Below are 25,014 nucleotides of genomic sequence, written 5' to 3'. Positions count from 1 at the left end.
CCGCTCGGCCGCGCCTAGCGTTGCCGGGTGGCGACTGTTCGCGTACTCGGAATCGATCCCGGCCTCACCCGGTGCGGCGTGGGTGTGGTCGATGTCGCCACCGACAGGTCAGCCGTGCTCGTGCACGTCGGAGTCATCCGTACCGATGCCGACCTCGCGATTGAGCGGCGCCTCGCGGGCATCGCGGCGGGCATCCGGGAGGTGCTCGACCGTCATCGCCCGGATGTCGTCGCCGTTGAGCGTGTGTTCGCCCAGCACAATCGCAACACCGTGATGGGTACTGCACAGGCCAGTGGCATCGCGCTGATGCTCGCGGGCGAGCGTGGACTCCCGGCCGCAACCCACACGCCGACCGAGGTCAAGGCAGCCGTGACCGGGTACGGCAGTGCCGACAAGCGTCAGGTGCAGACGATGGTGGCACGCATCCTGCGGCTGGATAGCCTGCCGCAGCCCGCCGACGCTGCCGACGCCCTGGCGCTCGCGCTGTGCCACGCGTGGCGCGGAGCCGGTCATGGCGCAACAGCACCGGGCGCGGGCGCCTTGACGAAGGCCCAGCAGGCCTGGCGCGCTGCCGAGCGTCGCGCCGGCGTCTGAGCGTGTCGCTCGAACAAATGTCCGATCGCGCGCTTAGCCTGCTGTGAGGCGCGTGCCGCGCCGATCGGAAGGAGCACGATGATCTCGTCAGTGCGGGGCGTTGTCGGCTACGCCGACCAGGATTCGGTCGTCGTCGAGGTCGGTGGCGTGGGACTCACTGTCGCCGTGACGCCCCACATCGCGCGTACTGCTCGCGTCGGCGAGCCGTTGTTTCTGCACACGTCGCTGATCGTTCGGGAAGACGCCCTGAGCCTGGTCGGATTCGAGACGCGCGACGAATTGACGACCTTCCTGCTCCTTGTCGGAGTCACCGGTGTCGGACCGAAGTCCGCGTTGGGGGTCCTCAGCGCCATGTCGGTCGACCAGATCGCCACCGCCGTCGCTGACGATGACGACGCGCCCTTCCGGCGCGTGTCGGGCATCGGACCGAAGACGGCGAAGCTCATCGTCGTGCACTTGACCGGAAAGGTCATCGCCCCCGCTGTCTCGTCGCGCGGGGCATCGGCGAGAGACGACCGAACGGATGCTGTCACGGCAGCGCTGACCGGGCTCGGCTGGGCCGAGCGTCACGCCGCCGAGGTCGCAGCCACCGTGGTCGAGGACGCCGCGGCCGAGGCATCCGTCCAGGATCTGTTGCGCCGCGCACTGGCCGAGCTCGGCCCCGCGCGGAAGGAGACTGCTCGTGGATGACCTGACCGATCCGACACCATCCCGGGACGAATCCGAACTCGCGATCGAGGGTGCGCTGCGGCCCGGATCGCTTGCCGACTTCGTCGGGCAGATGAAAGTCCGGGGGCAGCTCCAGCTGCTCCTCGATGCTGCCCGTCTTCAGCAGCGCCCCGCCGACCATATCTTGCTCGCTGGCCCGCCCGGTCTCGGAAAGACCACCCTCGCGATGATCGTCGCCCATGAGAGTGATCGGCCGCTGCGGATGTCGAGCGGACCCGCGATCCAGCACGCGGGTGACCTCGCGGCGCTGCTGTCGAGCCTCACTCCGGGCGAAGTGCTCTTCATCGACGAGATCCACCGCATGGCCAGGTCGGCCGAAGAGATGCTCTACCTCGCGATGGAGGATTTTCGGATCGACATCATGGTCGGAAAGGGAGCCGGTGCCACGAGCATCCCGCTCGATCTGGCACCGTTCACGCTCGTGGGCGCGACGACCCGCGCCGGACTCCTCCCGAATCCGCTGCGTGACCGCTTCGGCTTCACCGCCCACCTGGAGTACTACGAACCCGAAGAGCTTGAGCGGGTGCTGGAGCGGTCGGCACGGATGCTCGAGGTTCCCCTTCCCGCCGGATCCCGCGCCGAGATCGCCCGGCGATCGCGAGGGACACCGCGCATCGCGAACCGCCTGCTGCGGCGTGTCAGGGACTATGTCGTCGTGCACGGCGGAAGTGCGACCGAAGAATCCGTCGATGCCGCGCTCGACCTCTACGACGTCGACGTGATCGGTCTCGACCGGCTGGATCGCGCTGTCCTCGACGCTCTCGTACGCCGGTTCCATGGCGGTCCCGTGGGCCTGAATACCCTCGCTGTCACTGTGGGGGAGGAAGCAGACACGATCGAGTCCGTCATCGAGCCGTACCTCGTGCGGATCGGATTCATGGGCCGCACTCCTCGCGGCCGCGTCGCCACTCCGGATGCCTACGCGCACCTTGGTGTGCGTCACGCCGATCAGTCGCTGAGATTCGATGACCTATAATTCCTGGAGGCTTTGACCCCCACGCGGCCCGACGTCTGCGCGGCCGCACCCGAAAGGCGCCCCTCTTCATGAATTTCCAGGATTTCTTCCTCAACTACGGCCTGCTCATCCTGCTGGGCGCCCTCCTGGTGTTCATGTTCTGGAACTCCAGCCGCCGCATGAAGAAGCAGCGGGAGGAGCAGGCGCAGAAAGCCAGCCAGACCGTTCCGGGAGCCCAGGTGCTTCTGCAAGGCGGTCTCTACGGGACGATCGTCGAGTTCGACCCCGACAACCTCGACCAGCCCGCGCTCGTTGAGATCGCCCCGGGCGTGGACATCAAGGTCCACAGCCAGGCAATCCTGCGCATCATCACCCCCGCTGACGAGGTCGACGACGAGACCGACGACGGATTCGACGACATCGTGGACAACTACCACGACACCCACGACGACGCGTCTGACGCCGTGACGACGGATGCCGAGCCTTCCGCCGACAGCGACGCCGACGGTCGTGACGGCGACGCCAAGCCGAGCGCCTGACCCCTTCTTCGAGAGCATCCCGTGGCTGTATCCACTCCCGTTCGCCGTGCCTGGCGGGCCCTCACCGGTCTGCTGACGATCACGGCGGTCCTGTTCGGCATCAACGCCCTGGGCGTCTACGTCTTCAATGCAAGCTCCTGGGCGCCGGAACTCGCTCTGGATCTGCAGGGTGGTACGCAGATCATCCTGGAAGCACAGACAGCCGACGGGGCCGATCCGTCCACCGAGCAGCTGGATCAGGCCGTCACGATCATCCGTCAGCGCGTTGACGCATCAGGCGTCGGCGAAGCTGACGTGACGACGGAGGGCGGCAAGAACATCGTCGTCCAGATTCCTGGTGAAGCCGACGAGCAGACCCGCCAGCGCATCGAAGCATCTGCACAGTTGCAGCTTCGTGCCGTTCTCTACACGGGATCACCGGCAACGAGCTTCGTCGGCGAGGATGGCGAATCCACGCCCTATCCGACGCCGGATCCGTCGCTCGAGTCCACCCCCGCTGTCGAACCGACCAGCGGCAGCGATCCCAACTGGATCACCCCCGCGCTGCAGGCGGAGTTCCTGGCCTACGACTGCGCCAACCCCGACAACGATCCGGCGAACGCACCCATCGATGAGCCCCTCATCACGTGTGATGCCACCGGGACGGTGAAGTACATCCTGGGTCCTGTCGAACTCGACGGCTCGTCGATTGTGGATGCGACCAACGGCCTCGAGCAGTCCACGGGCCGCTGGGTCGTGAACCTGCAGTTCAACGATGCCGGTACCGAGACCTTCGGCCAGATCAGCCAGCGTCTGTTCGGTGCCACCCCGCCGCTCGATCAGTTCGCCTTCGTCCTCGACGGCTATGTGCTCACCGCTCCCTCGATGAACGCCCAGATTCTCGATGGGCGCCCCAGCATCAGCGGGAACTTCACCCAGGACTCGTCGAAGATCCTCGCCGACCAGCTCAAGTACGGTGCACTCCCGCTGAGCTTCGTGGTCGTCAGCTCTGACACGATCTCGGCGACCCTCGGATCGCAGCAGCTGCAGATTGGTCTCATCGCGGGACTCATCGGTCTGGCACTGGTCGCGGTCTATTCGCTCATCGTCTACCGGGCGTTGGGCTTCGTGATCATCGCCTCGCTGGTCGTCATGGCGGTACTGACCTACGTCATGCTGCTCATCCTGGGCTGGCGCATGGGCTTCCGACTGTCGCTTGCCGGCGTCGCCGGTCTGATCGTCTCGATCGGGTTCACCGCTGACTCGTTCATCGTGTACTTCGAACGCATCCGCGATGAATTGCGCGACGGAAAGTCGATCACCGGTGCCGTCGAAGACGGCTGGGCGCGGGCAAAGCGCACGATCTACATCTCGAAGTCGATCAACATCCTTGCCGCCGTCGTGCTCTATATCCTCGCGGACGCGACGGTGAAGGGCTTCGCCTTCACCCTGGGGCTGACGACCGCGATCGACGTGCTGATCTTCATCCTGTTCACCCACCCGGTGATGCAGTTGCTGGCCAGAACTCGGTTCTTCTCCTCCGGAAACCCGCTCTCGGGACTCGACCCCGACGCCCTGGGCGCGGTGTATCGAGGCCGCGCGCAGTTCCGCACCCCGGTGGCCGCACCCAAGACCGCCGCCGAGAAACGCGCTTCGCGGTCGCGGGGCGAGGCCGCGCGCCGCCAGACGATCGCTGAGCGTAAGCTCGCCGAATCCCGCACCGGGTCTACCCAGCCCGCCGAGGGAGAGGACACCCCCTGATGCGCTCCCCGAATCAGATCGGAAACGACCTCTACAGCGGGAAGACCTCGTTCCCCTTCGTCGGCAAGCGGCGACTGTGGTTCATCATTGCCGCGGTGCTCGTCATCGGAGCAGCCCTCGTGCCCTTCATCCGGCCGGTGCAGTTCTCCATCGAGTTCACCGGCGGATCGCAGTTCACAGTCTCGGGCGTGCAAAGCCCCGACCAGTTGATCGCGACGGAGGCCGTGCAGTCGGTCGTTCCCGGAGCGACCACGAAGGTGGCCACGGTCGGCGCCGACACCGTCCGGGTGCAGACCGATCAGATGACCGATGCTGACACCCGAGCAGTCGCTGCCGCTCTCGCAGAGGCCTACTCCGTCGACACAAGCGAGGTCACCACCTCGTTCATTGGTCCCAGCTGGGGCCAGGATGTCACCCGTCAATCGCTGTGGGGCCTCGCGATCTTCCTCGCGCTGACCTTCATCATCCTCGCGTTGTACTTCCGCACCTGGAAGATGTCCGCGGCAGCGATCATCGGTCTTGTCGATGTGCTGGTCATCACGGTCGGGATCTACGCGCTGTTCGGATTCGAGATCTCCCCGGCGGCGGTCATCGGATTCCTGACGATTCTCGCCTACTCGTTGTACGACACGACAGTCGTCTTCGACAAGATCCGCGAGAACACATCGGAGGACGGCGAGATATCCGGGCGGACGTTCGGGGAGTCCGTCAACCTGGCGGTCAACCAGACGCTCGTGCGCTCGATCAACACCACGGTCGTGGCGATCCTGCCGGTGGGCGCGATCCTGTTCATCGGCGCGTTCTGGCTCGGCGCCGAGACGCTGAGCGATATCTCGCTGTCGATCTTTGTGGGAATCATCGTCGCTGCCTATTCGACGCTGTTCGTCGCAGCGCCGCTGTTCTCGCTGTTCCGTGAGGGCGAGGAGCCCATTCGTCAGCGCGATCAGCGCGTGCTCGCCGCCCGCGAACAGGCGGTCGCTTCGGCGTGACCCCGCCTGCCGCGGCGTAGGATATGTGCTCCAGCGAAGGGAGGGCGATCGGATGACAGAGACCGTCCCGCCCGCCCAGAGCGTTCCCCCGGGCTCGTCTTCTCTCCTTCGTCTGGTGCCGCGGATCTTCTCGCGTGCCGCCCGCCGGGACGACGTCGAGAAGCTGCTGCGCACCGTTCGGACTCACCATCCCAAGGGCGACCTCGCGATCATCGAGCGGGCCTACGCCATCGCGGACCGTGCGCACGCCGGGCAGAAGCGCCAGAGCGGTGAGCCGTACATCACTCACCCCCTCGCGGTCGCGCAGATCCTCGCTGATCTCGGCCTCGGCCCCAAGGCGGTTGCGGCAGCGCTCCTTCACGACACCGTCGAGGACACCGGCTACTCCCTTGATGCCCTCAGCGCCGAGTTCGGCGACGAGGTCGCCATGCTCGTCGATGGCGTAACCAAGCTCGACAAGGTCAAGTACGGCGACAGTGCGCAAGCCGAGACGGTGCGCAAGATGATCGTCGCCATGTCGCGCGACATCCGGGTTCTGCTCATCAAGCTCGCTGACCGCCTGCACAACGCGCGCACGTGGGGCTTCGTCCCGCCCGAGAAGGCGCGCAAGAAGGCGACCGAGACCCTCGAGATCTACGCGCCGCTGGCCCACCGTCTCGGCATCCAGACGATCAAGTCCGAGCTCGAGGACCTCTCGTTCGCTGTGCTGCACCCCAAGCTCTACGCCGAGATCGAGAGCCTGGTCAAGCAGCGCACGCCACAGCGCGACAAGTACCTGCAGAACGTGATCGACGCGGTCGACCGCGACCTGCGGGAGCTCCGTATCCGCGGGCGGGTGCTGGGCCGACCGAAGCAGCTCTACTCCGTGTACCAGAAGATGGTGGTGCGCGGACGCGAGTTCGACGACATCTACGACCTCATCGGCATTCGGATTCTTGTTGCATCGGTGCGCGATTGCTATGCCGTGCTGGGGGCCATCCACGCTCGCTGGACCCCGCTGCCGGGCCGGTTCAAGGACTACATCGCCACGCCGAAGTTCAACCTGTACCAGTCGTTGCACACGACAGTCATCGGCCCCGAGGGGCGCACTGTCGAGATTCAGATCCGCACCCATGAGATGCACCAGCAGGCCGAATACGGTGTTGCGGCGCATTGGAAGTACAAGGAGCGGATGGCGGGCGGCAAGCTCGACGACAAGGCCGTCGACGCCGATCTGGCGTGGCTCGCGCGCATATCGGACTGGCAAGCAGAGACCGCTGACCCCGGTGAGTTCCTCGACTCCCTGCGCTTCGAGATCGGAGCGAAGGAGGTCTATGTCTTCACGCCGAAGGGGCGGGTGATCGGGCTTCCTGCCGGTGCCACACCCGTCGACTTCGCCTATGCCGTGCACACCGAGGTTGGTCACCGCACGATGGGCGCGAAGGTCAACGGACGACTCGTCCCGCTGGAGTCGGAGCTCAAGAGCGGTGATGTCGTCGAGGTGTTCACCTCGAAGAACCCGGATGCCGGGCCCAGCCAGGACTGGTTGACCTTCGTCAAGAGCACGAGAGCTCGTAGCAAGATCCGCGGCTGGTTCACCAAGGAGCGGCGCGAAGAGGCGATCGAACAGGGGAAGGAGTCGATCGCGCGGGCGATGCGGCGCCAGAACCTGCCGTTGCAGCGTCTCATGAACCAGGACACGCTGAGCGAGGTCGCTGACGGGCTGCGCTACGAGGACGTCTCCGCGCTCTACGCCGCCGTCGGCGAGGGCCATGTCTCGACCCAGTCGGTCATCGAGAAGGTGACCGCGATCGTGAGCGCCTCCAGCGACACGGCGACGGGGCCGATCGACCTGCCGCACGTGGGGCGCTCTCGTCAGCCCCGGGCCGGCGACTCGGGAGTTCTCGTTCGCGGTGCCCCGACATCCTGGTCAAGCTCGCCAAGTGCTGCACACCGGTGCCCGGCGACGAGATCCTCGGTTTCGTGACGCGGGGGAGCGGGGTCTCGGTTCACCGCTCGGATTGCACGAATGTGGCCTCGCTCCGCTCTGACCCCGAGCGCCTCATCGAGGTCGAGTGGGCCCCGACGACCAAGAGCGTGTTCCTCGTCCAGATTCAGGTCGAGGCCCTTGACCGGTCGGGACTGCTCAGCGACGTGACCCGCGTCCTCAGCGAGCACCACGTGAACATCCTGTCCGCGTCAGTGTCCACCAGCAACGATCGGCTGGCCATCAGCCGCTTCGTCTTCGAAATGGGTGACATCGTTCATCTCGATCGCGTGCTCAACGCCGTCCGCCGCATCGACGCCGTCTACGACGTGTATCGCGTCACGTCGTCGTAGCGTTCGGCACTGAGCGACCGCAGCAGCTCGAGCGCGCGCACCTTGTGGGGAACCGTGCCGGCCTGCTCGAGCCAGGCGATGCCCTCCCGCACCGCAGCCTGGTTTCGGGCGAAGCCGTTCAGAGCGATCCGATGCGCGGCGTCGCCGACACGGGCGAGATCGGCGACCGTGCGCGCGGGGGTCGTGACCAGGACCCCGCCGATACGCTGCAGGTCACGCTCGGGCAGGTACCGGTCGCGATAGTGGAGGCGCCGATGGATGACGCCGTGGATGCGGTGGGGCACAGCCCGCTGGACCGTGTGCCGCACGGGCGGGTCAGCGATGACGCCGTGGACCCACGCCGCAGAGAGGTGAGTCGCGCCGAGGAGATCGCGGAGCAAGGGGGCCAGCGATGCTGCACGCGCCGCGGAAGTCTCGACGGTATCGGCCGGCATGTAGGCGGCATCGACCTCGATGAGGTGTCCGTCAAGCCGTGCGGCGGAGAGCTCGGCGAGGGAGAGACGCTCGTCGGCGAAGTACAGGAACGGGGAGGCCATCCCCGCAGTCTGCCCCCGCTGCGCCGCGTGCTCCCGCGCCGACCTCGGTCTTGTGGAGAAGTTCTCGTCAGCCTTCGACGGCGCGGAGCCACGCGCGCCGGGCCTCGAGGGCGTCCGTCGCCTGCTTGATCGCGCGCTGGTCCTTGCGAGCCGTCGCCTCGGCGAGCTCGGCCTCCAACTTCTCAATCGCGTCATAGAGCTGACGGGTCATGTCGTTGGCGCGCGCCGTGGTCTCGGGGTTGTTGCGCGTCCACTCGGCATCCTCGCGCGAGCGTACCGACACCTCGATCTTGCGCAGCTCATCATCCAGCGCGCGCTCCTGCTCGCGTGGGAAGACCCGGCCGATCTCATCCCACGACCGCTGAATCGCCGTGAGAGCGCTGCGCGCAGCGGGCAGATCCTGCATGTCCAGAATCGGTCGCGCCTGCTCGAGAAGTTCCCGCTTGGCGTCGATCTTCTCCTTCGACGCCTCGACCTCTGCAGCCTCGCGACCCGCGCGTGCCGAGTACAAGGCGTCACCAGCGGCCTTGAAGCGCGCCCAGAGGGCGTCATCCACCTTCTTGCCGGCACGGCCCGCCGACTTCCACTCGTTCAGCAGGTCACGGTAAGCACCGATCCCGTCTTCGCCACGCGGCGCGAGCGCTTCTGCCCGCTCCACCAGCCGGTTCTTGCGCTCACGCACGGCCTTGTGCGCCTCGTCGAGTTCGGCATAGAACTCGCGACGGTGCTTGTCGACAGTCGCGCGGGCGTCACGGAACCTCTTCCACAGCGACTGCGAAACGGACTTGGGAAGGTGCGGACCGTTCTGCTGGTGAGACTGCCACTGATCGAACAGCGAGCTTATCTCCGCCGATGCCGTCTTCCACTGCACGGTCTTGGGATCGCGCGTCGCGATGGCTTCGGCCTGTTCGACCAGGCGTGTGCGTTCAGCGATCGCGGCATCCACGGCTTCGCGGGCCTGGGCTGCCTCGGCAGCGCTCGCTTCGGTCAGCGAGGCGGTGAGAGCCTCCACACGAGCGCTGAGAGCGGCGAGGTCGCCCACAGCGGATGCTCCGGCGATCTTGCCGCTGAGCGTCGAGGCCGTTGCGCGAAGATCTGCGGCGCTGGCGCCACCGCGGCGGTGGCGCACCTCGAGGAGGGAGACCTCTGAGGCGAGATCGGAGAACTTGCGCTCGTAATAGGCCAGCGCCTCCTCGGCGGTGCCATCGGGATACTGACCGACAACGCGCCACTGGTCGCCCTCGCGGACGGAAACCGTGCCGTCATCATCGACGCGCCCCAGGGCTGATCGGTCGGGGTGGAGGACGAAGCTGTGTCTGACACGGAAGGCACCTCAATGCGGCGAAGCCGCCTGCGGGGGATGGACGCTTAAGCCTAATACGGAGCGCCCGCGCGACCACGGCTGTCGCGTCGGCGATGTCGGGCCCCGCGGATAGCCTGGATCCCATGTCGAACACGGCGGGGCTCTTCTCCGGTCAAACCCCGCTACCTGTGCGGATGAGACCAACCTCGCTCGAAGAGGTCGCAGGTCAACAGCATCTGTTGCGTCCCGGCGCGCCCTTGGTCGTGCTCGCCGATCCCGACGGCGGTGCGCGCGCAGCGACATCCGTCATCCTCTGGGGTCCGCCCGGCACCGGGAAGACGACGCTCGCCCAAGCCGTCGCGCGGTCCTCCGGTCGCCGCTTCGTCGAGCTCTCGGCGGTGACCGCGGGGGTCAAAGATGTTCGCGAGGTGATGCAGGATGCTCTGACCCAGCGAGACCTGTATGGCACCTCGACGATCCTGTTCCTCGATGAGATCCACCGGTTCACAAAAGCCCAGCAGGATGCGCTCCTGCCCGGTGTCGAAAACGGCTGGGTCGTGCTCATTGCTGCGACGACCGAGAACCCGTCGTTCTCGGTCGTCTCCCCGCTGCTGTCGCGGTCACTGCTGCTGACGCTGCAGCCCCTGACGGACGCAGATCTCGCCGGCCTCATTGATCGGGCTGTCTCCGATGCTCGGGGCCTCGCCGGTGCCGTGACATTGACCGATGAGGCGCGAGCCGCGCTTGTTCGGCTCGCTTCCGGAGATGCCCGCCGCGCTCTGACCGCGCTGGAGGCCGCGGCGTCGCTCGCGGAGCCGGACTCCGATGGTGGGGCAGGCACGATCACCGCCGAGCACGTCGCGCAGGCTGTGGATCGCGCGCTGCTTCGATACGACCGCCAGGGCGACGAGCACTACGACGTGATCAGTGCGTTCATCAAGTCCATCCGCGGGTCGGATCCGGATGCCGCCCTGCACTATCTCGCGCGCATGATCGAGGCGGGGGAGGACCCCCGGTTCATTGCGCGGCGCCTCATCATCTCGGCTGCCGAGGATATCGGCCTCGCTGATCCCCACGCGCTGCCGCTGGCTGTTGCCGCGGCCGACGCCGTACAACTCATCGGGTTCCCCGAGGGGCGCATCCCTCTCGCAGAGGCGACCGTCTATCTGGCGACGACCGCCAAATCGAATGCCGCCTACCTCGCGATCGATGCCGCCATCGCCGACGTGCGCGGGGGAGGTGCTGGCCGCGTTCCGCCGCACCTGCGCGATGCGCATTACCCGGGAGCCGCACGGCTCGGCCACGGAAAGGGCTACCGCTACCCGCACGACGATGAGCGTGGTGTGGTCGCGCAACAGTACCTGCCCGACGCGTTGCGGGACCGCAGCTACTACCGCCCCACCGCCCGCGGAGCCGAACGTGAGATCTCGGCCAGGTGGAGCCGTATTCGCCGCATCCTCGGTCGACCGGACGAGCCTGGCGCCGAGAGCGCCGGCACATCCAGCGCCACCTGACCGCTCTGGTAGACTTATTCGGTTCGAAACCGAGTTTTCGGATATCCCCTCACTCAAGAACACCCCTTCGGTGCGCTGCGACGTGCGAACCGAGGTGGGAGTGCGGGATACGTCCATGAGCCGCGAGAGACGCGGACATGTCATCGAAAGGAATCTTCGTGCCCACGAAGTCCCAGGATCGCCGCAAGGTGCGCATGTCGCGCGCCCTCGGCGTCGCACTGACCCCCAAGGCCGCTCGTTACCTCGAGAAGCGCCCCTACGCACCGGGCGAGCACGGCCGCACCAAGCGCAAGGCCGACAGCGACTACGCGGTCCGCCTGCGCGAGAAGCAGCGTCTGCGCGAGCAGTACGGCATCCGCGAGAAGCAGCTGCGCATCGCGTTCAACGAGGCCCGCCGCAAGGACGGCCTGACCGGTGAGAACCTCGTCGAGCAGCTCGAGATGCGTCTGGACGCCCTCGTCGTGCGCGCCGGTTTCGCCCGCACGACCGCTCAGGCTCGTCAGCTCGTGGTGCACCGCCACATCCTCGTCGACGGCCAGACCGTTGACCGCCCGTCGTTCCGCGTCGCGCCGGGCCAGCTCATCCACGTCAAGGCGAAGAGCGAGGGCCTCGAGCCGTTCCAGGTCGCAGCAGCCGGCGGTCACGCTGAGGTTCTGCCGCCGGTTCCCGGCTATCTCGAGGTCGAGCTCGACAAGCTCCACGCCCGTCTCGTGCGTCGCCCCAAGCGCGCCGAGGTGCCCGTGGTCTGTGACGTCCAGCTCGTCGTTGAGTACTACGCGGCGCGATAAGCGGCGCGTAGTACAGCCGCGCAGCGGCCAACAGCGCAGTTACGCGGCGCGATAAGCGGCGCGTAGTACAGCCGCGCAGCGGCCAACAGCACAGCCACGCGGCGCGCTAGGCACGCCGCTCGAGCACGCACACGAAGGGCGTCGGGGTAACCCGGCGCCCTTCGCCGTTGTCACCTACGATGGAAGAAGCCGTCTTCGCGGAAAGGGAGTGAGCGCATGAAAAACCTGCTGTGGTTCGCACTGGGGCTTGCCGGGGGTTTTGTCGCTGCCCATTACGTCAACAAGGATCCGCGCGGACACGAAGTGCTCGCCGAGGTCGATGCCCGCATTTCCCAGTTCACCGACCGGATCGCCGATGCGTACCGTGAGCAGGAAGCGCGCATCGCAGGAATCGTCGAAGACGCGGTGGACGCGGCATCCGCAACGGTGGAAACCGTGACCGATGCCGTCGCGGATGCTACCGGCGACGCCGCCGAGGCAGCGAAAGACGCCACGAAGAAGCTGACTGACTGATCTCACCGCGTGCGGCATCGCCCGGGACGGGCGATGCCGCTCTCCCGTGCAAAGGAAACCCGATGAAGACCGCTGAGATCGCCCAGCGCTACCTCGACTACTTCGAGAAGAACGATCACGTCATCGTCCCGAGCGCGTCGTTGGTCACCGACGACCCGTCGCTGCTGTTCACCGTCGCGGGCATGGTGCCGTTCATCCCGTACCTGACCGGGGTGGTCCCCGCGCCGTACGCCCGGGCAGCTGACGTACAGAAGTGCATCCGCACCAACGACATCGAAGAGGTCGGCAAGACTGCGCGTCACGGCACCTTCTTTCAGATGCTCGGCAACTGGTCGTTCGGTGACTACTTCAAGGCCGGTGCGATCGAGTACGCCTGGGAACTGCTCACTTCGTCCGAGTCGGCCGGCGGCTTGGGTTTTGCCGAGCGCGACCTTTGGGTGACGGTGTACGAGGACGACGACGAAGCGGCGGACCTGTGGAAGCGGATCGCCGGACTGCCTGACGAGCGGATCCAGCGCTTCGGCAAAGAAGACAACTACTGGTCGACCGGCCAGCCGGGGCCGGCGGGTCCCTGTTCGGAGATTTACTTCGACCGCGGGCCCGCGTATGGACCCGACGGGGGGCCCGCTGTCGACGACAGCCGATTCACCGAGATCTGGAACCTCGTGTTCATGCAGTACGCGATCACGAATGTTCGGTCGAAGACCGACTTCGACGTGATCGGTGAGCTGCCGCAGAAGAACATCGACACCGGTATGGGGCTCGAGCGCGTCGCGTTCATCAAGCAGGGCGTCGACAACATGTACGAGACCGATCAGGTGCGCCCGGTACTCGACCTTGCGGTCGCGCTGTCGGGACGCACCTACGGCGCCGTCCACGACGACGATGTGCGATTCCGCGTGGTCGCCGACCACGTTCGTTCCTCTCTCATGCTGCTCTCGGACGGTGTCCGCCCCTCCAACGAGGGTCGTGGCTACATCCTTCGCCGACTCATGCGACGCACGGTTCGTGCGATGCGACTCCTCGGGGTGGACGCGCCGACCTTCCGCGAGCTGTTCGCCGCGTCCCGCGATGCGATGGCTCCCGCCTACCCGATTCTGGCCACCGACTACGACCGGCTCGAGTCCGCGGCAGTCGCCGAGGAGGAGACGTTCCTGCGTACTCTCGCTGCCGGGTCGACGATCCTTGATCTCGCCGTGGCCGAGACCAAGGGCGCGGGCAAGGACCAGATCGCCGGATCCGAGGCCTTCCTGCTGCATGACACCTACGGTTTTCCGATCGATCTCACGCTCGAGATCGCCGAGGAGGCCGGTCTCAGTGTGGATCGCACGGCGTTCGACGCGCTGATGCAGGAGCAGCGACAGCGTGCGAAGGCCGACGCGAAGTCGCGCAAGCGTGCGATCGCCGATCATTCGGTCTACCGCGAGTTCCGTGCGCTCGGCGAGACGACCTTCACCGGCTACACCGATCTGGAGACCGAGTCCCGCATTCTGGGTGTACTGGTCGACGGGGTATCGGTCGATCGAGCCACGACCGGCCAGATCGCCGAGGTTATCGTCGCCGAGACAGCGTTGTACGCCGAGTCTGGTGGGCAGGTGGCCGACAAGGGGATCATCGTCGGTCCCGGCTATCAGCTCGATGTCATCGATGTGCAAAAGCCGGTCCCGGGCCTTGTGAGCCACACCGTGGAGGTGACCAGCGGAGAAGTCGCCGTCGGTCTTGCCGCGACGACGATCGTGGATGCCGCCAATCGCCGCGCGGCCGCGCAGGCCCACTCGGCAACCCACCTCGTCCATGCCGCGCTTCGCGACACGCTCGGGAGCTCCGCCACCCAGGCGGGATCCCTGAACCGGGCGGGCTATCTGCGCTTCGACTTCGCCTGGACGCAGGCTCTGTCGCCCGAGACGAAGTCCGAGATCGAAGAGATCGCGAACAACGCCGTGCGTGAGAACCTGCAGGTGACCACGCGCGTGCTGGCGCTCGACGACGCCAAAGAGCTCGGCGCGATGGCTCTGTTCGGCGAGAAGTACGGCGACACGGTTCGGATGGTCGACATCGGCGGCCCGTGGTCGCGCGAGTTGTGCGGTGGCACTCACGTCGCGACGAGCGCAGAGGTCGGTCTGATCAACCTCGTCGGCGAGTCGTCGGTCGGCGCCGCGAACCGGCGCGTCGAAGCGCTCGTCGGCGCTGACGCCTTCCGCGAGCTCGCCGCCGAGCGAGCGATCGTCTCGCAGCTCACCTCGTCGTTGAAGACGCCGCGCGATCAGTTGCCGGCGCGGATCGCTGAGCTCGCGGCGAACCTCAAGGCCGCCGAGAAGAAGATCGCATCGCTGCAGGCCAAGGCTCTCGGTGAGCAGGTTCCGGATCTGGTAGCCGGCGCACGTCGCGTGGGTGCACTCACCGTCGTCGCAGCGAACCTGGGACGCGCGGGATCGGCTGACGACGTGCGCGCCGTCGCCCTCACCGTCCGCGAGCGACTCGGGTCCGACGCCGGAGTCGTTGCGCTGGGCGCCGATGTCGGCGACCGCCCCGTCGTCATCGTTGCCACGACCGAGTCGGCGCGTTCGCTCGGTATCAAGGCGGGCCCCTTGGCCAAGGCTGCGGCCACGACTCTCGGCGGCGGCGGCGGCGGCCGTGACGATCTTGCGCAAGGCGGCGGCACGGATGCGAGCGCGTTGCCGCGCGCACTCGATGATGTCGTGACGGCGCTGCCACGAGCGTGAGCGCATTTCGCCGCGGCATCCGTTTGGCCGTCGACGTCGGGAAGGCGCGCGTCGGCGTCGCCCAGTGTGATCCTGACGGCATGCTGGCGACACCGACAGAGACAGTTCCGCGCGCGGAGAACGCCATCGACCGCCTGGCGGAGCTCGTCCGCGATGCGGAGCCGCTCGAGGTGATCGTCGGTCTTCCGATCAACCTGCGGGGGAGCGCACCGCCTCGACAGAGGATGCGGAAACCTTCGCTCGGGAGTTGAGTGCGCGGATCAGCGTCCCGATCCGGATGCTGGATGAGCGCCTCAGCACGGTCTCAGCGCACAGCGCACTGCGCGCATCCGGCAGAACCACCCGAACTTCTCGTACGATTGTGGATCAGGTCGCCGCCGTCGTGCTGCTACAGCAGGCGTTGGATATCGAGAAGAGCACCGGCCGCCCACCGGGTGCGCTGCTACCCCCCGCCGAGGAGCCTGCCTGACATGCCCGACGATTCGTCACCGTTCGACGATCCGTTCGCCGATCTGTTCGGAAAGTTGCCCGATGGCCGTTCCCGCGCGGCGGGTGGCCCCGGATCCCCGTCATCCGAACCCGCCGAGCCCGCTCCGGGCGCCGACGACGCTGCGGCCGAAGCCACCGGCGATGACACCGCAGACGACGATGCCGTACAGAACGACAGCGCGGGGGAGCCGGCAGAGTCGCCGGCGTCTGCGCTCCCGCCGACGCCCGACGCGGCTGAGCAGCCGACGTCGGCCCCGCCCTCACGGCGCGCAGCCCGCGAGGCGCGAGCTGCGGGCACGTCCGGTGGCGCGGCGGCGCAGCCGCCAGCAGAGCAGAAGAGCGCGAGCGCCGCAACGGACGACGTACCCCCGGAGCTGTTCTGGGCCGCGGTAGCTGCCCCACCGGCGTCAACGCAGAGTCTCACCTCGACCTCGACATCTGTCCCTCGGGCGGATCGCCCTGCGCCGGCCGCGACCGGCACCCTCGACGACCTTTTCTCCGGGGAGCGCACAACGGATGACATCGGCATGACCGCCCCTCCCGCAGCACGCCGACGCCGCCGACGCGGCGGATGGATCGCCCTCGCTATCGTTCTCGTGCTGCTCGGCGGCGCGGCGGCGGGTGGCTGGTGGGTCTGGTCCACCTACGAGGACAAGATCCGCGAAGTGATGGGGTGGGAAGAGCCGAAGGAATACGACGCGGGGATGGCCACCGGCGAGGCGTTCCTGACGATCGTGTCCGGCGACACCGGCGCTTCGATCTCGCCCAAGCTGTACGAGGCGGGTGTGACCAGGACTCCTGACGCGTTCTACGACTACCTCGTCGCCAATGACCTCAACCCGCCCTTCGTCCCGGGAATCTTCCGGCTGCAGCAGCAGATGACCTCCGCGGCGGCACTCGATGCGATTCTCGATCCCGCCAACAAGATGGAGAACTCGGCGCAGCTGCGGGAGGGACTCACCGTCGATCAGTCGATCCAGATCCTCTCCGATAGCCTCGGCATCCCGCTCGAAGACTTCCAGGCTGCGGTGTCAGACCCGAGCGCGTACGGCGTTCCCGTCAACGAGGCCGTCGTCGCTGCCGGCGGGCACCCCCTCGAGGGCTGGTTGTTCCCGGCCACCTACACGTTCGACCCGGGTGTTACCGCACAGCAGGTCATCCAGACCCTCGTCAACCGTGCGTTCCAGTCCCTGGACGCGGCAGGAGTCCCGGTCGACGACAGGGAACGCATCCTGACCATTGCGTCGATCATCCAGCGCGAAGCCCGATTCGAAGCTGACTTCTACAAGGTTTCACGCGTCATCCAGAACCGTCTGGATCAGGGTATGCAGCTGCAGATGGACTCGACAGCGCAGTACGGCTACGGCGAACTGCACGATGGGACGGCGAGTTCGTCGGGCGAGGCGCTCCGCGACGACAACCCCTGGAACACCTATGTGGTCGAGGGGCTTCCGGTCGGTCCTATCGCCAACCCAGGCGACCTCGCGATCGATGCGGCTATGCATCCCACGGACGGCCCGTGGCTGTACTTCGTCACCGTGAACCTCAATACGGGTGAGACAGTCTTCACGACCAACCTCGATGACCACCTGGCCGCCGTGGATCAGTGGCGGCAATGGTGTTCGGAGAACCCCGACGCCGGATGTTGACGTGACGGCCCGTCGGACGCGTCTCGAGGTCTGGGGCGACCCGATCTCGCACAGCCGTTCGCCGCAGCTCCATGCCGCCGCGTATCGTGCGCTCGGACTCGACTGGTCCTACGGACGTCGACGCGTTGCGGCGGAGAGCTTTGCCGCAGAGCTCGCGTCTCTTGACGAGTCCTTTCGCGGGTTGTCGGTCACCTATCCGCTGAAGGAAGCGGCGTTCACCGCATCCGTGACCCGGGACTCTCGCGCACAGCTCACCGGCGCCGTCAACACCCTCGTGACGGGTGCTGAACCGGCCGGGTTCAACACGGATGTCGGCGGCATCGTGGGGGCCCTCGCCGAGTGCGGCATCACGGAACTGACGGCGGCGCGGATCGTCGGGGCCGGAGCGACCGCCACCTCCGCTCTGGTCGCCGCGGCAGAGCTGGGCGCGCGCCATGTCGATGTCGTCGCGCGGCGGTCCGAGGCTGTCGAGCCACTGCGCGCGATCGGCGAGACGCTGTCCGTCGCGGTTCGAGGCCTCCCTTTCGGAACGCGCTCGCTCGCACCGGCCGATCTGACGATCGCTGCGCTGCCCGGCCACGCGGTCTTGGCGGCCGCCGATGCCGATGCCCTCGCGTCCGGCGGGGAACCCCTGTTCGACGTCGTCTACGGCCAGGGGACGACCGCGCTCCAGGCCGCCTGGATGCGCGCGGGACACGCGATCCACACCGGCGAATGGATGCTGCTGCATCAGGCGGTTCTGCAGGTTCGGATCTTCGTCGCCGGCGATCCGGCGATTCCGCTGCGTGACGAGAGCGCTGTCGTCGGCGCTATGCGGGCAAGCCTCGTGGGAGACTAGACCAATGCTCCGCGTGCTCACGGCCGGCGAATCGCACGGCCCCGAACTGGTTGCCGTCATGGAAGGTCTTCCCTCCGGCGTGCCCATTGCCCGCTCCGAGATTCAAGCGGATCTCGCCCGCCGCAAGCTCGGGTACGGGCGTGGATCACGCATGAAGTTCGAAGAAGACGAACTCACGATCTCGAGCGGCGTCGTGCACGGCGTGAGCCTCGGCAGCCCCATTGCCCTGCGCATCGCAAACACCGAGTGGCCGAAGTGGGTCGAGGTCATGAGCCCCGAGCCTGTCGAGCTCACGGAGAAGTCGCGGGGAGGGGAGCAGCGCTCACGCGTCCGCGCCCGGGCCATGCCGATCTCGTCGGCATGCAGAAGTACGACTTCGACGAGGCGCGCCCGATCCTGGAGCGCGCGAGCGCCCGAGAGACCGCGGCCCGTGTCGCGCTCGGCGCCATCGCGCGCGCATTCCTCGGCGAGCTCGGCATCCGGCTCGTCTCTCACACCGTCGGTATCGGTCCGGTCGAGGCACCCCGCGACGCGCCCCTGCCAACGCCCGATGACGTCGAGGCGCTCGATGCGGACCTGATGCGGTGCTTCGATCCTGAGACCTCAGCGCGGATGGTCGCCGAGGTCGACGACGCCCGCAAGGCCGGAGACACGCTGGGTGGCGTCGTCGAGGTGCTCGCGTTCGGGCTTCCCCCGGGACTCGGCAGCCACGTGCACTGGGACCGACGGCTGGACGGCAAGCTCGCGCAGGCGCTCATGAGCATTCAGGCGATCAAGGGCGTCGAAGTCGGCGATGGTTTCCTCACGACGCGGCGTCGAGGCTCCGAAGCACACGACGAGCTGTTCGCAACCGACGGCGGTATCGTGCGAGCCACCGATCGCGCGGGAGGCACCGAAGGCGGCATGTCGACCGGAACCGTGCTGCGGGTCCGCGCCGGAATGAAGCCGATCGCCACGGTTCCTCACGCTCTTCGTACCGTGGATGTCGCGTCGGGCGAGACCGCCAGCGCCCACCATCAGCGCTCCGATGTCTGCGCGGTTCCGGCCGCGGGTGTTGTCGCCGAGGCCATGACCGCACTCGTACTCGCCGACGTCGTGCTCGAGAAGTTCGGTGGCGACAGCGTCGCCGAAACGCGACGGAACCTGCAGTCCTACCTCGATGCGATTCCCGCGACGCTGCGCACGAGCGCTCACAGCGACGGATCGCTGGCGGATGCCGCGGTCCTCACGGGCGATGCCGCCCTGTAGCCCCTCGTGCTGGTCGGCCCCATGGGGCGGGAAAGACGAGCATCGGCCGTCGCGTCTCGAAAGCCCTGGGGATCGATTTCATCGACACGGATACCGCGGTGCAGCGCGAACACGGGCCGATCGAGCAGATCTTCCAGACCCACGGCGAAGCGGCATTTCGTGCGTGGGAACGAGCCGCTGTTCGCGAGGCCCTGAGTCGCGGAGACGTCGTCGTTTCGCTCGGCGGCGGGGCCGTGTTGGATGCCGACACGCGCGCAGACCTCGCGGAGTGCCGCGTCGTCATGCTGACCGTCGACCCGCGGGTCGTCGCCGGACGCATCCACGGCACGACGCGCCCGCTGCTGGCCGGCGAGGACCCGCTCGTGCGGTGGCGCAGGATCTGGCAGGAACGCCGAAGCCTGTATGAAAGCGTCGCCGACATCACGATCGATACCTCGACGGGACACCTCCAGCATGTCGTGGATGAGATCGCGACGTGGGCGCGGCGCGAGCCCGAACCAACCGAACCACGCGACCCCGAGAAGGAGCAGTCATGACCTCTCCGACGACGATCGCCGTCACTGGCGAGAGCACGTACGAGATCACGATCGGACGCGGCATCCTGGACTCGGTCGCCGCGGCGCTCCCCGCTGGGGCCCAGCGCGTCCTCATCGTGCACCCCCCGACGTTGTCTGCGCAGGCCGAGCAGCTGCGGGAGCGACTGCAGGGCGAACGCACGGTACTCCTGGCTGAAGTTCCTGACGCCGAGGCAGGCAAGCGCGTTGAGGTGGCAGCGTTCTGCTGGCAAGTCATGGGCCAAGCCAACTTCACCCGGACCGACGCCGTCGTCGGCTTCGGCGGCGGAGCTGTCACGGATCTTGCCGGCTTCGTCGCGGCGACCTGGCTGCGGGGCGTGGCCGTCGTTCAGGTACCGACAACGGTGCTCGGCATGGTCGACGCGGCAGTCGGCGGAAAGACCGGCATCAACACCGCCGAGGGCAAGAACCTCGTCGGCGCGTTCTGGCCGCCGGCAGCCGTCGTGTGCGACCTCGACCTTCTGGACACCCTCTCGCGCAACGAAACCGTTGCGGGGTTCGCCGAGGTCGTGAAGGCCGGCTTCATCTGGCATCCGGAGATCCTCGACCTCATCGAGCAGGATCCGGATGCAGCGACAAACCCGGGCTCCGACGCGTTCCGGCGGTGCATCGAGCTGGCGATCGGAATGAAGGCCCGTGTGGTGTCCGAGGACCTGCGCGAGGCCGGGCTCCGTGAGGTCCTCAACTACGGGCACACCCTGGGCCACGCGATCGAACACTCCGAGAGGTACCAGTGGCGCCACGGCGCCGCCATCTCCATCGGCATGGTGTTCGCCGCGGAGCTCTCACGGCTCGCCGGGCGGCTCTCGGATGACGCGGCGCAGCGCCACCGCGACATCCTGACCTCCCTCGGTCTACCGACCACCTACCGTGCCGGGGCGTGGCAGCAGCTGCTGTCGACGATGCAACGCGACAAGAAGACGCGGGGAAGCATGCTGCGCTTCATCGTCCTGGACGACATCGCCCGCCCGACGGTGCTGCAGGCACCCGACGAGTCGCTCCTGTTCGCTGCGTACCAGGAAGTCGCGGCCTAGTGGCCGGCGCGCGCGGCGGCGTCGCCCGGTACGACGTCCGCCGCGTGCGACTGCACGAGTGGGAGGCCGTGCGCGCGTTGCGCATTCGTGCCACGGGCGATCCCGACGCCGGAGTCGCCTTCCTCACCAGCCGGGAGGAAGAGCTGGCTCGGGACGATTCCTTCTGGCAGGCCCGGACCGCGGGCGGAGCTCTCGGTGAGAACGCAGCGCAGTTCGTCGCCATCGCCGGCGGTGGCCGCTGGATCGGGACCGTGACCGTCTTGCTGCGCGCGCCCGGCGAGATCGATCACCTGGGGCATCCCCTGACCGCGCCGCGTGCTGACATCGTCGGCGTCTACATCGACCCCGACCACCGCGGGCAGGGGGTTCTTTCGGAACTGGTCGACGTTGCGTCAGCGTGGGCCAAGGCCGGTGGGCACGGCGCCCTGACGCTCGATGTGCACCAGAACAATGCTCGCGCGCAGCGGGCCTACGCGCGTCTCGGCTTTGCTCCCACCGGGGTCACGTTCGTGAGCACGATCGGCCCGGAACTCGAGATGCGTCGGGCAATAGAGTGACCACTGTGACCACTTCACCGCGTCGGCTGCTGCTCCTCAACGGACCCAATCTCAATCTGCTGGGAACCCGAGAGCCCGAGGTCTACGGGCACGAGCGCCTCGCCGATGTCGAGGCGCTCGTGTCGCAGACGGCTGCGGCATCCGGCTTCGAGGTGCGGGCGTTGCAGTCAAACCACGAGGGCGTCCTGATCGACACCATCCACGCCGCGCGCAGCGACTGCGCGGGCATCATCATCAACCCCGGGGGTTGACCCACACATCCGTATCGCTGCGCGATGCGCTCTCGGGCGTCGCGCTGCCGGTCGCCGAGGTCCACATCTCGAACGTGTACGAGCGCGAGGCGTTCCGCCACCACTCCTACATCCGCGATATCGCCGCCGTCCACGTCGTCGGTGAGGGCGTCCCCGGCTACGCCCGCGCCACGACCGAACTGATCACCCTCCTGACCCCCTGACGCACCCGGCCCCACCAGCGCCCGTCCGCTGAGACACCACCTGGCGCGTGAAGCGGGGAGTCGTCTGTCGCGCCGGGTTGTGTCTCACTCCACCACGGGGAGCCCGGGGGAGCGCGAGCGGGGCGGATGCGGGGGCGCGCGGGACTCCCGTAGACTCGGATGTCGGTCGCAGCCTGGCGCGCGGCATCCACGTATACGAACGGAACTTCCCCTCATGGCATCCACCGCAGACATCAAGAACGGCGTCGTCCTCAGCATCGACGGGCAGCTTTGGAGCGTCGTGGAGTTCCAGCACGTCAAGCCCGGCAAGGGCGGAGCGTTCGTGCGCACCAAACTCAAGAACGTGCTGACCGGCAAGGTCGTAGACAAGACGTTCAACGCGGGCGCGAAGATCGAGATCGAGAACGTCGATCGCCGTGACTACACGTACCTGTACAACGACGGCGAGAGCTTCGTGTTCATGGACCAGACCGACTTCGACCAGGTCAACGTGCCCGAGGCCACTGTCGGCGACGCCAAGAACTTCCTGCTCGAGAACCAGCAGGTCACGATCGCGATGAACAACGGCCTCCCGCTGTACATCGACATGCCCGCGTCTGTCGTGCTCGAGATCACCTACACCGAGCCGGGTCTGCAGGGCGACCGTTCGTCTGCGGGCACCAAGTCCGCGACCGTCGAGACCGGCTACGAGATTCAGGTTCCGCTGTTCCTCGAGACCGGCACGAAGGTCAAGGTGGACACCCGCACGGGTGACTACCTCGGCCGCGTCAACTGACGCGTCGACTCGATGAGTGCTCGCTCGAAGGCGCGCAAACGCGCGCTCGACATCCTGTTCCAGGCAGACGTGCGCGGTGAGGACGTCGCCCTGACGCTTGCCGCCGAGGCCCGCCGTGCCGCATCCGAGCCGGCGCGCGAAGCGTCGTGGCTCTACGCCCGGGAGATCGTCGATGGCGTGATCGACAACGCAGCTGCCATCGACGACGCGATCACCGCCGCCGCGAAGGGCTGGACCCTGGTCCGGATGCCCGCGGTCGACCGCGCGCTGCTGCGGATCGGCACGTGGGAAATCGTCTACAACGATGGCGTTCCCGCCGCCGTGGCCATCGACGAGGCCGTGGAACTTGCCAAGGAGTTCTCCACCGACGACTCGGGTGCGTTCGTGCACGGCGTGCTGGGCCGGGTCGCCCGCGGCGGCGAGTCGGCCGCCGGAACGACCGACTGACCTCGGCGCATTTGCACGGCGTGAACCCAGGGCTCCCGCCGATGCGCCGCCTACACTCGTCTCGGGAGAGGAGCGTCCATGCGCATCACCGGACTCGGCCATGCAGGCATGTTCATCGAGACCGCCGGAGGTTCGATCCTGTGCGACCCGGTCATCGGGCCGTCGTTCTTCGGATCTTGGTTCCCGTTCCCCGATAATCGCGGCCTCGACTGGGAGCGGTTCGGCGCGGCAGACTTCCTCTACATCTCGCATCGACACCGCGATCACTTCGACCCGAGGATGCTGCACCGGTACGTCCGCCGCGACATCCCGGTCCTGCTGCCCGAGTATCCGACCGATGATCTCGAGCGCGACCTCATCGATCTCGGCTATACGAACATCGTGCGCACGGAGGCCGGCGTCCCGCTGCACTTTGGTCCGCTCACCGTCATGGTCACGCCGCTGCGCGCACCCTCCGATGGTCCGATCGGCGACTCGTCGCTGTCGGTGGATGACGGCACGGCCAGCATCCTGAACCAGAACGACTCCCACCCGCTGGATGTGGACAAGCTGCTGTCGTTCGGGACGCCCGATGCGTACTTCACGCAGGTGTCGGGAGCGATCTGGTGGCCGATGGTCTACGACCTCCCGCAGGACTCGAAGCAGCACTTCGCCCAGCTCAAGCGCGAGGCCCAGAACAAGCGCGCGATGTACTACATCGACAAGGTCGACGCTGCGCACGTCTTTCCCATGGCGGGCCCGCCCATGTTCCTGCGCGAGGAGCTGTTCCGGTACAACGGCACGGGCCTGGAGAACGACTCGATCTTCACCGACCAGGCAGAGTTCCTCGAGCTTCTGCGCGAGCAGCGACCCGACAAGGCCGGACACCTGTTCGTACCGGGAACGCAGGTCGACATCGACGGCGGCGAGGTCACCGTCAGCCAGACGCTGTACACGGATGCCGAGATCGACCACATCTTCGGTGACAAGTGGACGTACCTGGCCGAGCAGCGCGACAGCCGTCAGGACGAGGTCCGCGCCGAAGAGAGCCGCCGCGCGCCCATCCTGCCGCCCGACGAGATGCTCGCGGCGATCAAGGAATGGTGGGAGCCGCTCCTGCGGCGCGCCCGCACGATTCGGGACGGCGTCGGTGGGAATGTCCGCTTCCGCATCGGCGATCTCGACATGGTCGTGGACTTCCCGAAGGCGAAAGTGCGCGCGTACGCGGGGGAGGAGTGCATCTACTGGTACACGATCCCCGCTGACCTCGTCTCGACCAACATCGCCGATCACGAGATCGACTGGTCGAACTCGATCTTCCTGTCGATGCAGTTCTCGGTGGGTCGCAGCGGCAAGTTCAACGAGTTCCTCACCACCTTCCTCAAGTGCCTGTCGCGTGACCGCATCGAGTACGTCGAGAACTGGTACGCCGAACAGTCTGATCAGACCGAGGACGTCCAGCTTGAGGACTGGGTAGTCCAGCGCCGGTGCCCACACCTGCGCGCTGATCTCACCAAGACCGGGAAGATCGAGAACGGCGTGCTCACCTGTTCACTGCACGACTGGAAGTGGGATCTGGCCAGCGGGAAGTGCCTGACCACGACGGGGCACCCGATGCGCTCGCACCGGGTCGAGGAGACAGCTGACGCGCCTGCCGCGACCTGAGGCGCGCGTCCGGTAGTCTCGAAGCACAGCAACCTTTAACACCGTCCTGTGAGGCGGAGAAG

At 67.1% G+C, this 25,014-nt stretch carries 20 protein-coding genes and 4 pseudogenes; 22 read left to right on the top strand and 2 right to left on the bottom strand.

Annotated features, from left to right (window positions below):
• The first annotated feature begins 27 nt into the window (after positions 1-27).
• The 7 genes and pseudogenes from ruvC to IT882_RS07680 all read left to right on the top strand — a co-directional run bounded on the left by ruvC (position 28) and on the right by IT882_RS07680 (position 7,865).
• Positions 28-594, top strand: coding sequence for a crossover junction endodeoxyribonuclease RuvC (gene ruvC / locus IT882_RS07710; RefSeq protein ID WP_195693881.1), 567 nt, complete (start codon positions 28-30; stop codon positions 592-594).
• A gap of 78 nt (positions 595-672) precedes the next feature.
• Positions 673-1,284 (top strand): Holliday junction branch migration protein RuvA, encoded by a 612-nt coding sequence (gene ruvA, locus IT882_RS07705; protein ID WP_195693879.1) that lies wholly within the window; start codon positions 673-675, stop codon positions 1,282-1,284.
• Positions 1,277-2,299, top strand: coding sequence for a Holliday junction branch migration DNA helicase RuvB (ruvB, locus tag IT882_RS07700; protein WP_195693877.1), 1,023 nt, complete (start codon positions 1,277-1,279; stop codon positions 2,297-2,299). The genes ruvA and ruvB overlap by 8 nt, the downstream gene beginning before the upstream one ends.
• 68 nt (positions 2,300-2,367) lie before the next feature.
• The gene (locus tag IT882_RS07695; protein ID WP_195693875.1) at positions 2,368-2,817 is read left to right on the top strand and encodes a preprotein translocase subunit YajC; all 450 of its coding nucleotides are present in this window, start codon (positions 2,368-2,370) and stop codon (positions 2,815-2,817) included.
• Positions 2,818-2,838: 21 nt separating this feature from the next.
• Positions 2,839-4,557: a protein translocase subunit SecD gene (gene secD, locus IT882_RS07690; protein WP_195693873.1), complete on the top strand. Its 1,719-nt coding sequence runs from the start codon at positions 2,839-2,841 to the stop codon at positions 4,555-4,557.
• Positions 4,557-5,546, top strand: a complete 990-nt coding sequence (secF, locus tag IT882_RS07685) for a protein translocase subunit SecF (RefSeq protein WP_195693871.1) — start codon at positions 4,557-4,559, stop codon at positions 5,544-5,546. The genes secD and secF overlap by 1 nt, the downstream gene beginning before the upstream one ends.
• A 52-nt stretch (positions 5,547-5,598) precedes the next feature.
• Positions 5,599-7,865 (top strand): annotated as a pseudogene (locus IT882_RS07680) (RelA/SpoT family protein).
• On the opposite strand, the gene IT882_RS07675 reads toward IT882_RS07680, so the two are convergent.
• Positions 7,835-8,401, bottom strand: coding sequence for a hypothetical protein (locus IT882_RS07675; protein WP_195693869.1), 567 nt, complete (start codon positions 8,399-8,401; stop codon positions 7,835-7,837). The pseudogene IT882_RS07680 and the gene IT882_RS07675 overlap by 31 nt on opposite strands.
• A 67-nt stretch (positions 8,402-8,468) precedes the next feature.
• Positions 8,469-9,530, bottom strand: a complete 1,062-nt coding sequence (locus IT882_RS07670; protein ID WP_229382373.1) for a DUF349 domain-containing protein — start codon at positions 9,528-9,530, stop codon at positions 8,469-8,471.
• Between the two features lie 317 nt (positions 9,531-9,847).
• On the opposite strand from IT882_RS07670, the gene IT882_RS07665 reads away from it, so the two are divergent.
• The 15 genes and pseudogenes from IT882_RS07665 (at position 9,848) to IT882_RS07595 (ending at position 24,952) form a co-directional block, all read left to right on the top strand.
• Positions 9,848-11,218 (top strand): replication-associated recombination protein A, encoded by a 1,371-nt coding sequence (locus tag IT882_RS07665; protein ID WP_195693867.1) that lies wholly within the window; start codon positions 9,848-9,850, stop codon positions 11,216-11,218.
• A gap of 137 nt (positions 11,219-11,355) precedes the next feature.
• On the top strand, positions 11,356-12,006 hold the full coding sequence (gene rpsD, locus IT882_RS07660; protein ID WP_418887779.1) for a 30S ribosomal protein S4: 651 nt from the start codon (positions 11,356-11,358) through the stop codon (positions 12,004-12,006).
• A gap of 216 nt (positions 12,007-12,222) precedes the next feature.
• On the top strand, positions 12,223-12,519 hold the full coding sequence (locus tag IT882_RS07655) for an ATPase (protein WP_229382372.1): 297 nt from the start codon (positions 12,223-12,225) through the stop codon (positions 12,517-12,519).
• Between the two features lie 62 nt (positions 12,520-12,581).
• Positions 12,582-15,242 carry an alanine--tRNA ligase gene (gene alaS, locus IT882_RS07650; RefSeq protein ID WP_195693863.1) on the top strand — a complete coding sequence of 887 codons (2,661 nt, stop codon included), beginning with the start codon at positions 12,582-12,584 and terminating at the stop codon, positions 15,240-15,242.
• Between the two features lie 80 nt (positions 15,243-15,322).
• Positions 15,323-15,711 (top strand): annotated as a pseudogene (gene ruvX / locus IT882_RS07645) (Holliday junction resolvase RuvX).
• A gap of 1 nt (position 15,712) precedes the next feature.
• Positions 15,713-17,380: an endolytic transglycosylase MltG gene (gene mltG, locus IT882_RS07640; protein ID WP_195693861.1), complete on the top strand. Its 1,668-nt coding sequence runs from the start codon at positions 15,713-15,715 to the stop codon at positions 17,378-17,380.
• A gap of 1 nt (position 17,381) precedes the next feature.
• Positions 17,382-18,218 (top strand): shikimate dehydrogenase family protein, encoded by an 837-nt coding sequence (locus IT882_RS07635; RefSeq protein WP_229382371.1) that lies wholly within the window; start codon positions 17,382-17,384, stop codon positions 18,216-18,218.
• A 4-nt stretch (positions 18,219-18,222) separates the two neighbouring features.
• Positions 18,223-19,466: pseudogene (gene aroC, locus IT882_RS07630) on the top strand (chorismate synthase).
• 41 nt (positions 19,467-19,507) lie between these two features.
• Positions 19,508-20,002, top strand: coding sequence for a shikimate kinase (locus IT882_RS07625; RefSeq protein ID WP_418887786.1), 495 nt, complete (start codon positions 19,508-19,510; stop codon positions 20,000-20,002).
• Positions 19,999-21,075, top strand: a complete 1,077-nt coding sequence (aroB, locus tag IT882_RS07620; protein ID WP_195693858.1) for a 3-dehydroquinate synthase — start codon at positions 19,999-20,001, stop codon at positions 21,073-21,075. Before IT882_RS07625 ends, aroB begins: the two co-directional genes overlap by 4 nt.
• Positions 21,075-21,632, top strand: coding sequence for a GNAT family N-acetyltransferase (locus IT882_RS07615; protein ID WP_195693856.1), 558 nt, complete (start codon positions 21,075-21,077; stop codon positions 21,630-21,632). The genes aroB and IT882_RS07615 overlap by 1 nt, the downstream gene beginning before the upstream one ends.
• A gap of 5 nt (positions 21,633-21,637) precedes the next feature.
• Positions 21,638-22,086 (top strand): annotated as a pseudogene (locus tag IT882_RS07610) (type II 3-dehydroquinate dehydratase).
• A gap of 214 nt (positions 22,087-22,300) precedes the next feature.
• Positions 22,301-22,861, top strand: coding sequence for an elongation factor P (gene efp, locus IT882_RS07605; protein WP_195693854.1), 561 nt, complete (start codon positions 22,301-22,303; stop codon positions 22,859-22,861).
• Positions 22,862-22,873: 12 nt separating this feature from the next.
• Entirely contained in the window at positions 22,874-23,308 is a 435-nt protein-coding gene (gene nusB, locus IT882_RS07600; RefSeq protein ID WP_195693853.1) for a transcription antitermination factor NusB, read from the top strand.
• A 78-nt stretch (positions 23,309-23,386) separates the two neighbouring features.
• Positions 23,387-24,952, top strand: a complete 1,566-nt coding sequence (locus IT882_RS07595) for a Rieske 2Fe-2S domain-containing protein (protein WP_195693851.1) — start codon at positions 23,387-23,389, stop codon at positions 24,950-24,952.
• The last annotated feature ends 62 nt before the right edge of the window (positions 24,953-25,014 follow it).

Origin of the sequence: Microbacterium schleiferi (assembly GCF_015565955.1) — a bacterium.
Lineage (GTDB): Bacteria > Actinomycetota > Actinomycetes > Actinomycetales > Microbacteriaceae > Microbacterium > Microbacterium schleiferi_A.
Note: the sequence above shows the minus strand (reverse complement) of the source record. Positions and strands in the feature narration are given on the sequence as shown.

Bases quoted from the DNA above. Each gene is read 5' to 3' on its own strand.
- IT882_RS07695 (WP_195693875.1), top strand. From the start codon at position 2,368: ATGAATTTCCAGGATTTCTTCCTCAACTACGGCCTGCTCATCCTGCTG.
- IT882_RS07595 (WP_195693851.1), top strand. From the start codon at position 23,387: ATGCGCATCACCGGACTCGGCCATGCAGGCATGTTCATCGAGACCGCC.
- efp (WP_195693854.1), top strand. From the start codon at position 22,301: ATGGCATCCACCGCAGACATCAAGAACGGCGTCGTCCTCAGCATCGAC.
- mltG (WP_195693861.1), top strand. From the start codon at position 15,713: ATGCCCGACGATTCGTCACCGTTCGACGATCCGTTCGCCGATCTGTTC.
- IT882_RS07665 (WP_195693867.1), top strand. From the start codon at position 9,848: ATGTCGAACACGGCGGGGCTCTTCTCCGGTCAAACCCCGCTACCTGTG.
- ruvA (WP_195693879.1), top strand. From the start codon at position 673: ATGATCTCGTCAGTGCGGGGCGTTGTCGGCTACGCCGACCAGGATTCG.
- alaS (WP_195693863.1), top strand. From the start codon at position 12,582: ATGAAGACCGCTGAGATCGCCCAGCGCTACCTCGACTACTTCGAGAAG.
- secF (WP_195693871.1), top strand. From the start codon at position 4,557: ATGCGCTCCCCGAATCAGATCGGAAACGACCTCTACAGCGGGAAGACC.
- aroB (WP_195693858.1), top strand. From the start codon at position 19,999: ATGACCTCTCCGACGACGATCGCCGTCACTGGCGAGAGCACGTACGAG.
- IT882_RS07655 (WP_229382372.1), top strand. From the start codon at position 12,223: ATGAAAAACCTGCTGTGGTTCGCACTGGGGCTTGCCGGGGGTTTTGTC.
- nusB (WP_195693853.1), top strand. From the start codon at position 22,874: ATGAGTGCTCGCTCGAAGGCGCGCAAACGCGCGCTCGACATCCTGTTC.
- IT882_RS07675 (WP_195693869.1), bottom strand. From the start codon at position 8,401: ATGGCCTCCCCGTTCCTGTACTTCGCCGACGAGCGTCTCTCCCTCGCC.
- rpsD (WP_418887779.1), top strand. From the start codon at position 11,356: ATGTCATCGAAAGGAATCTTCGTGCCCACGAAGTCCCAGGATCGCCGC.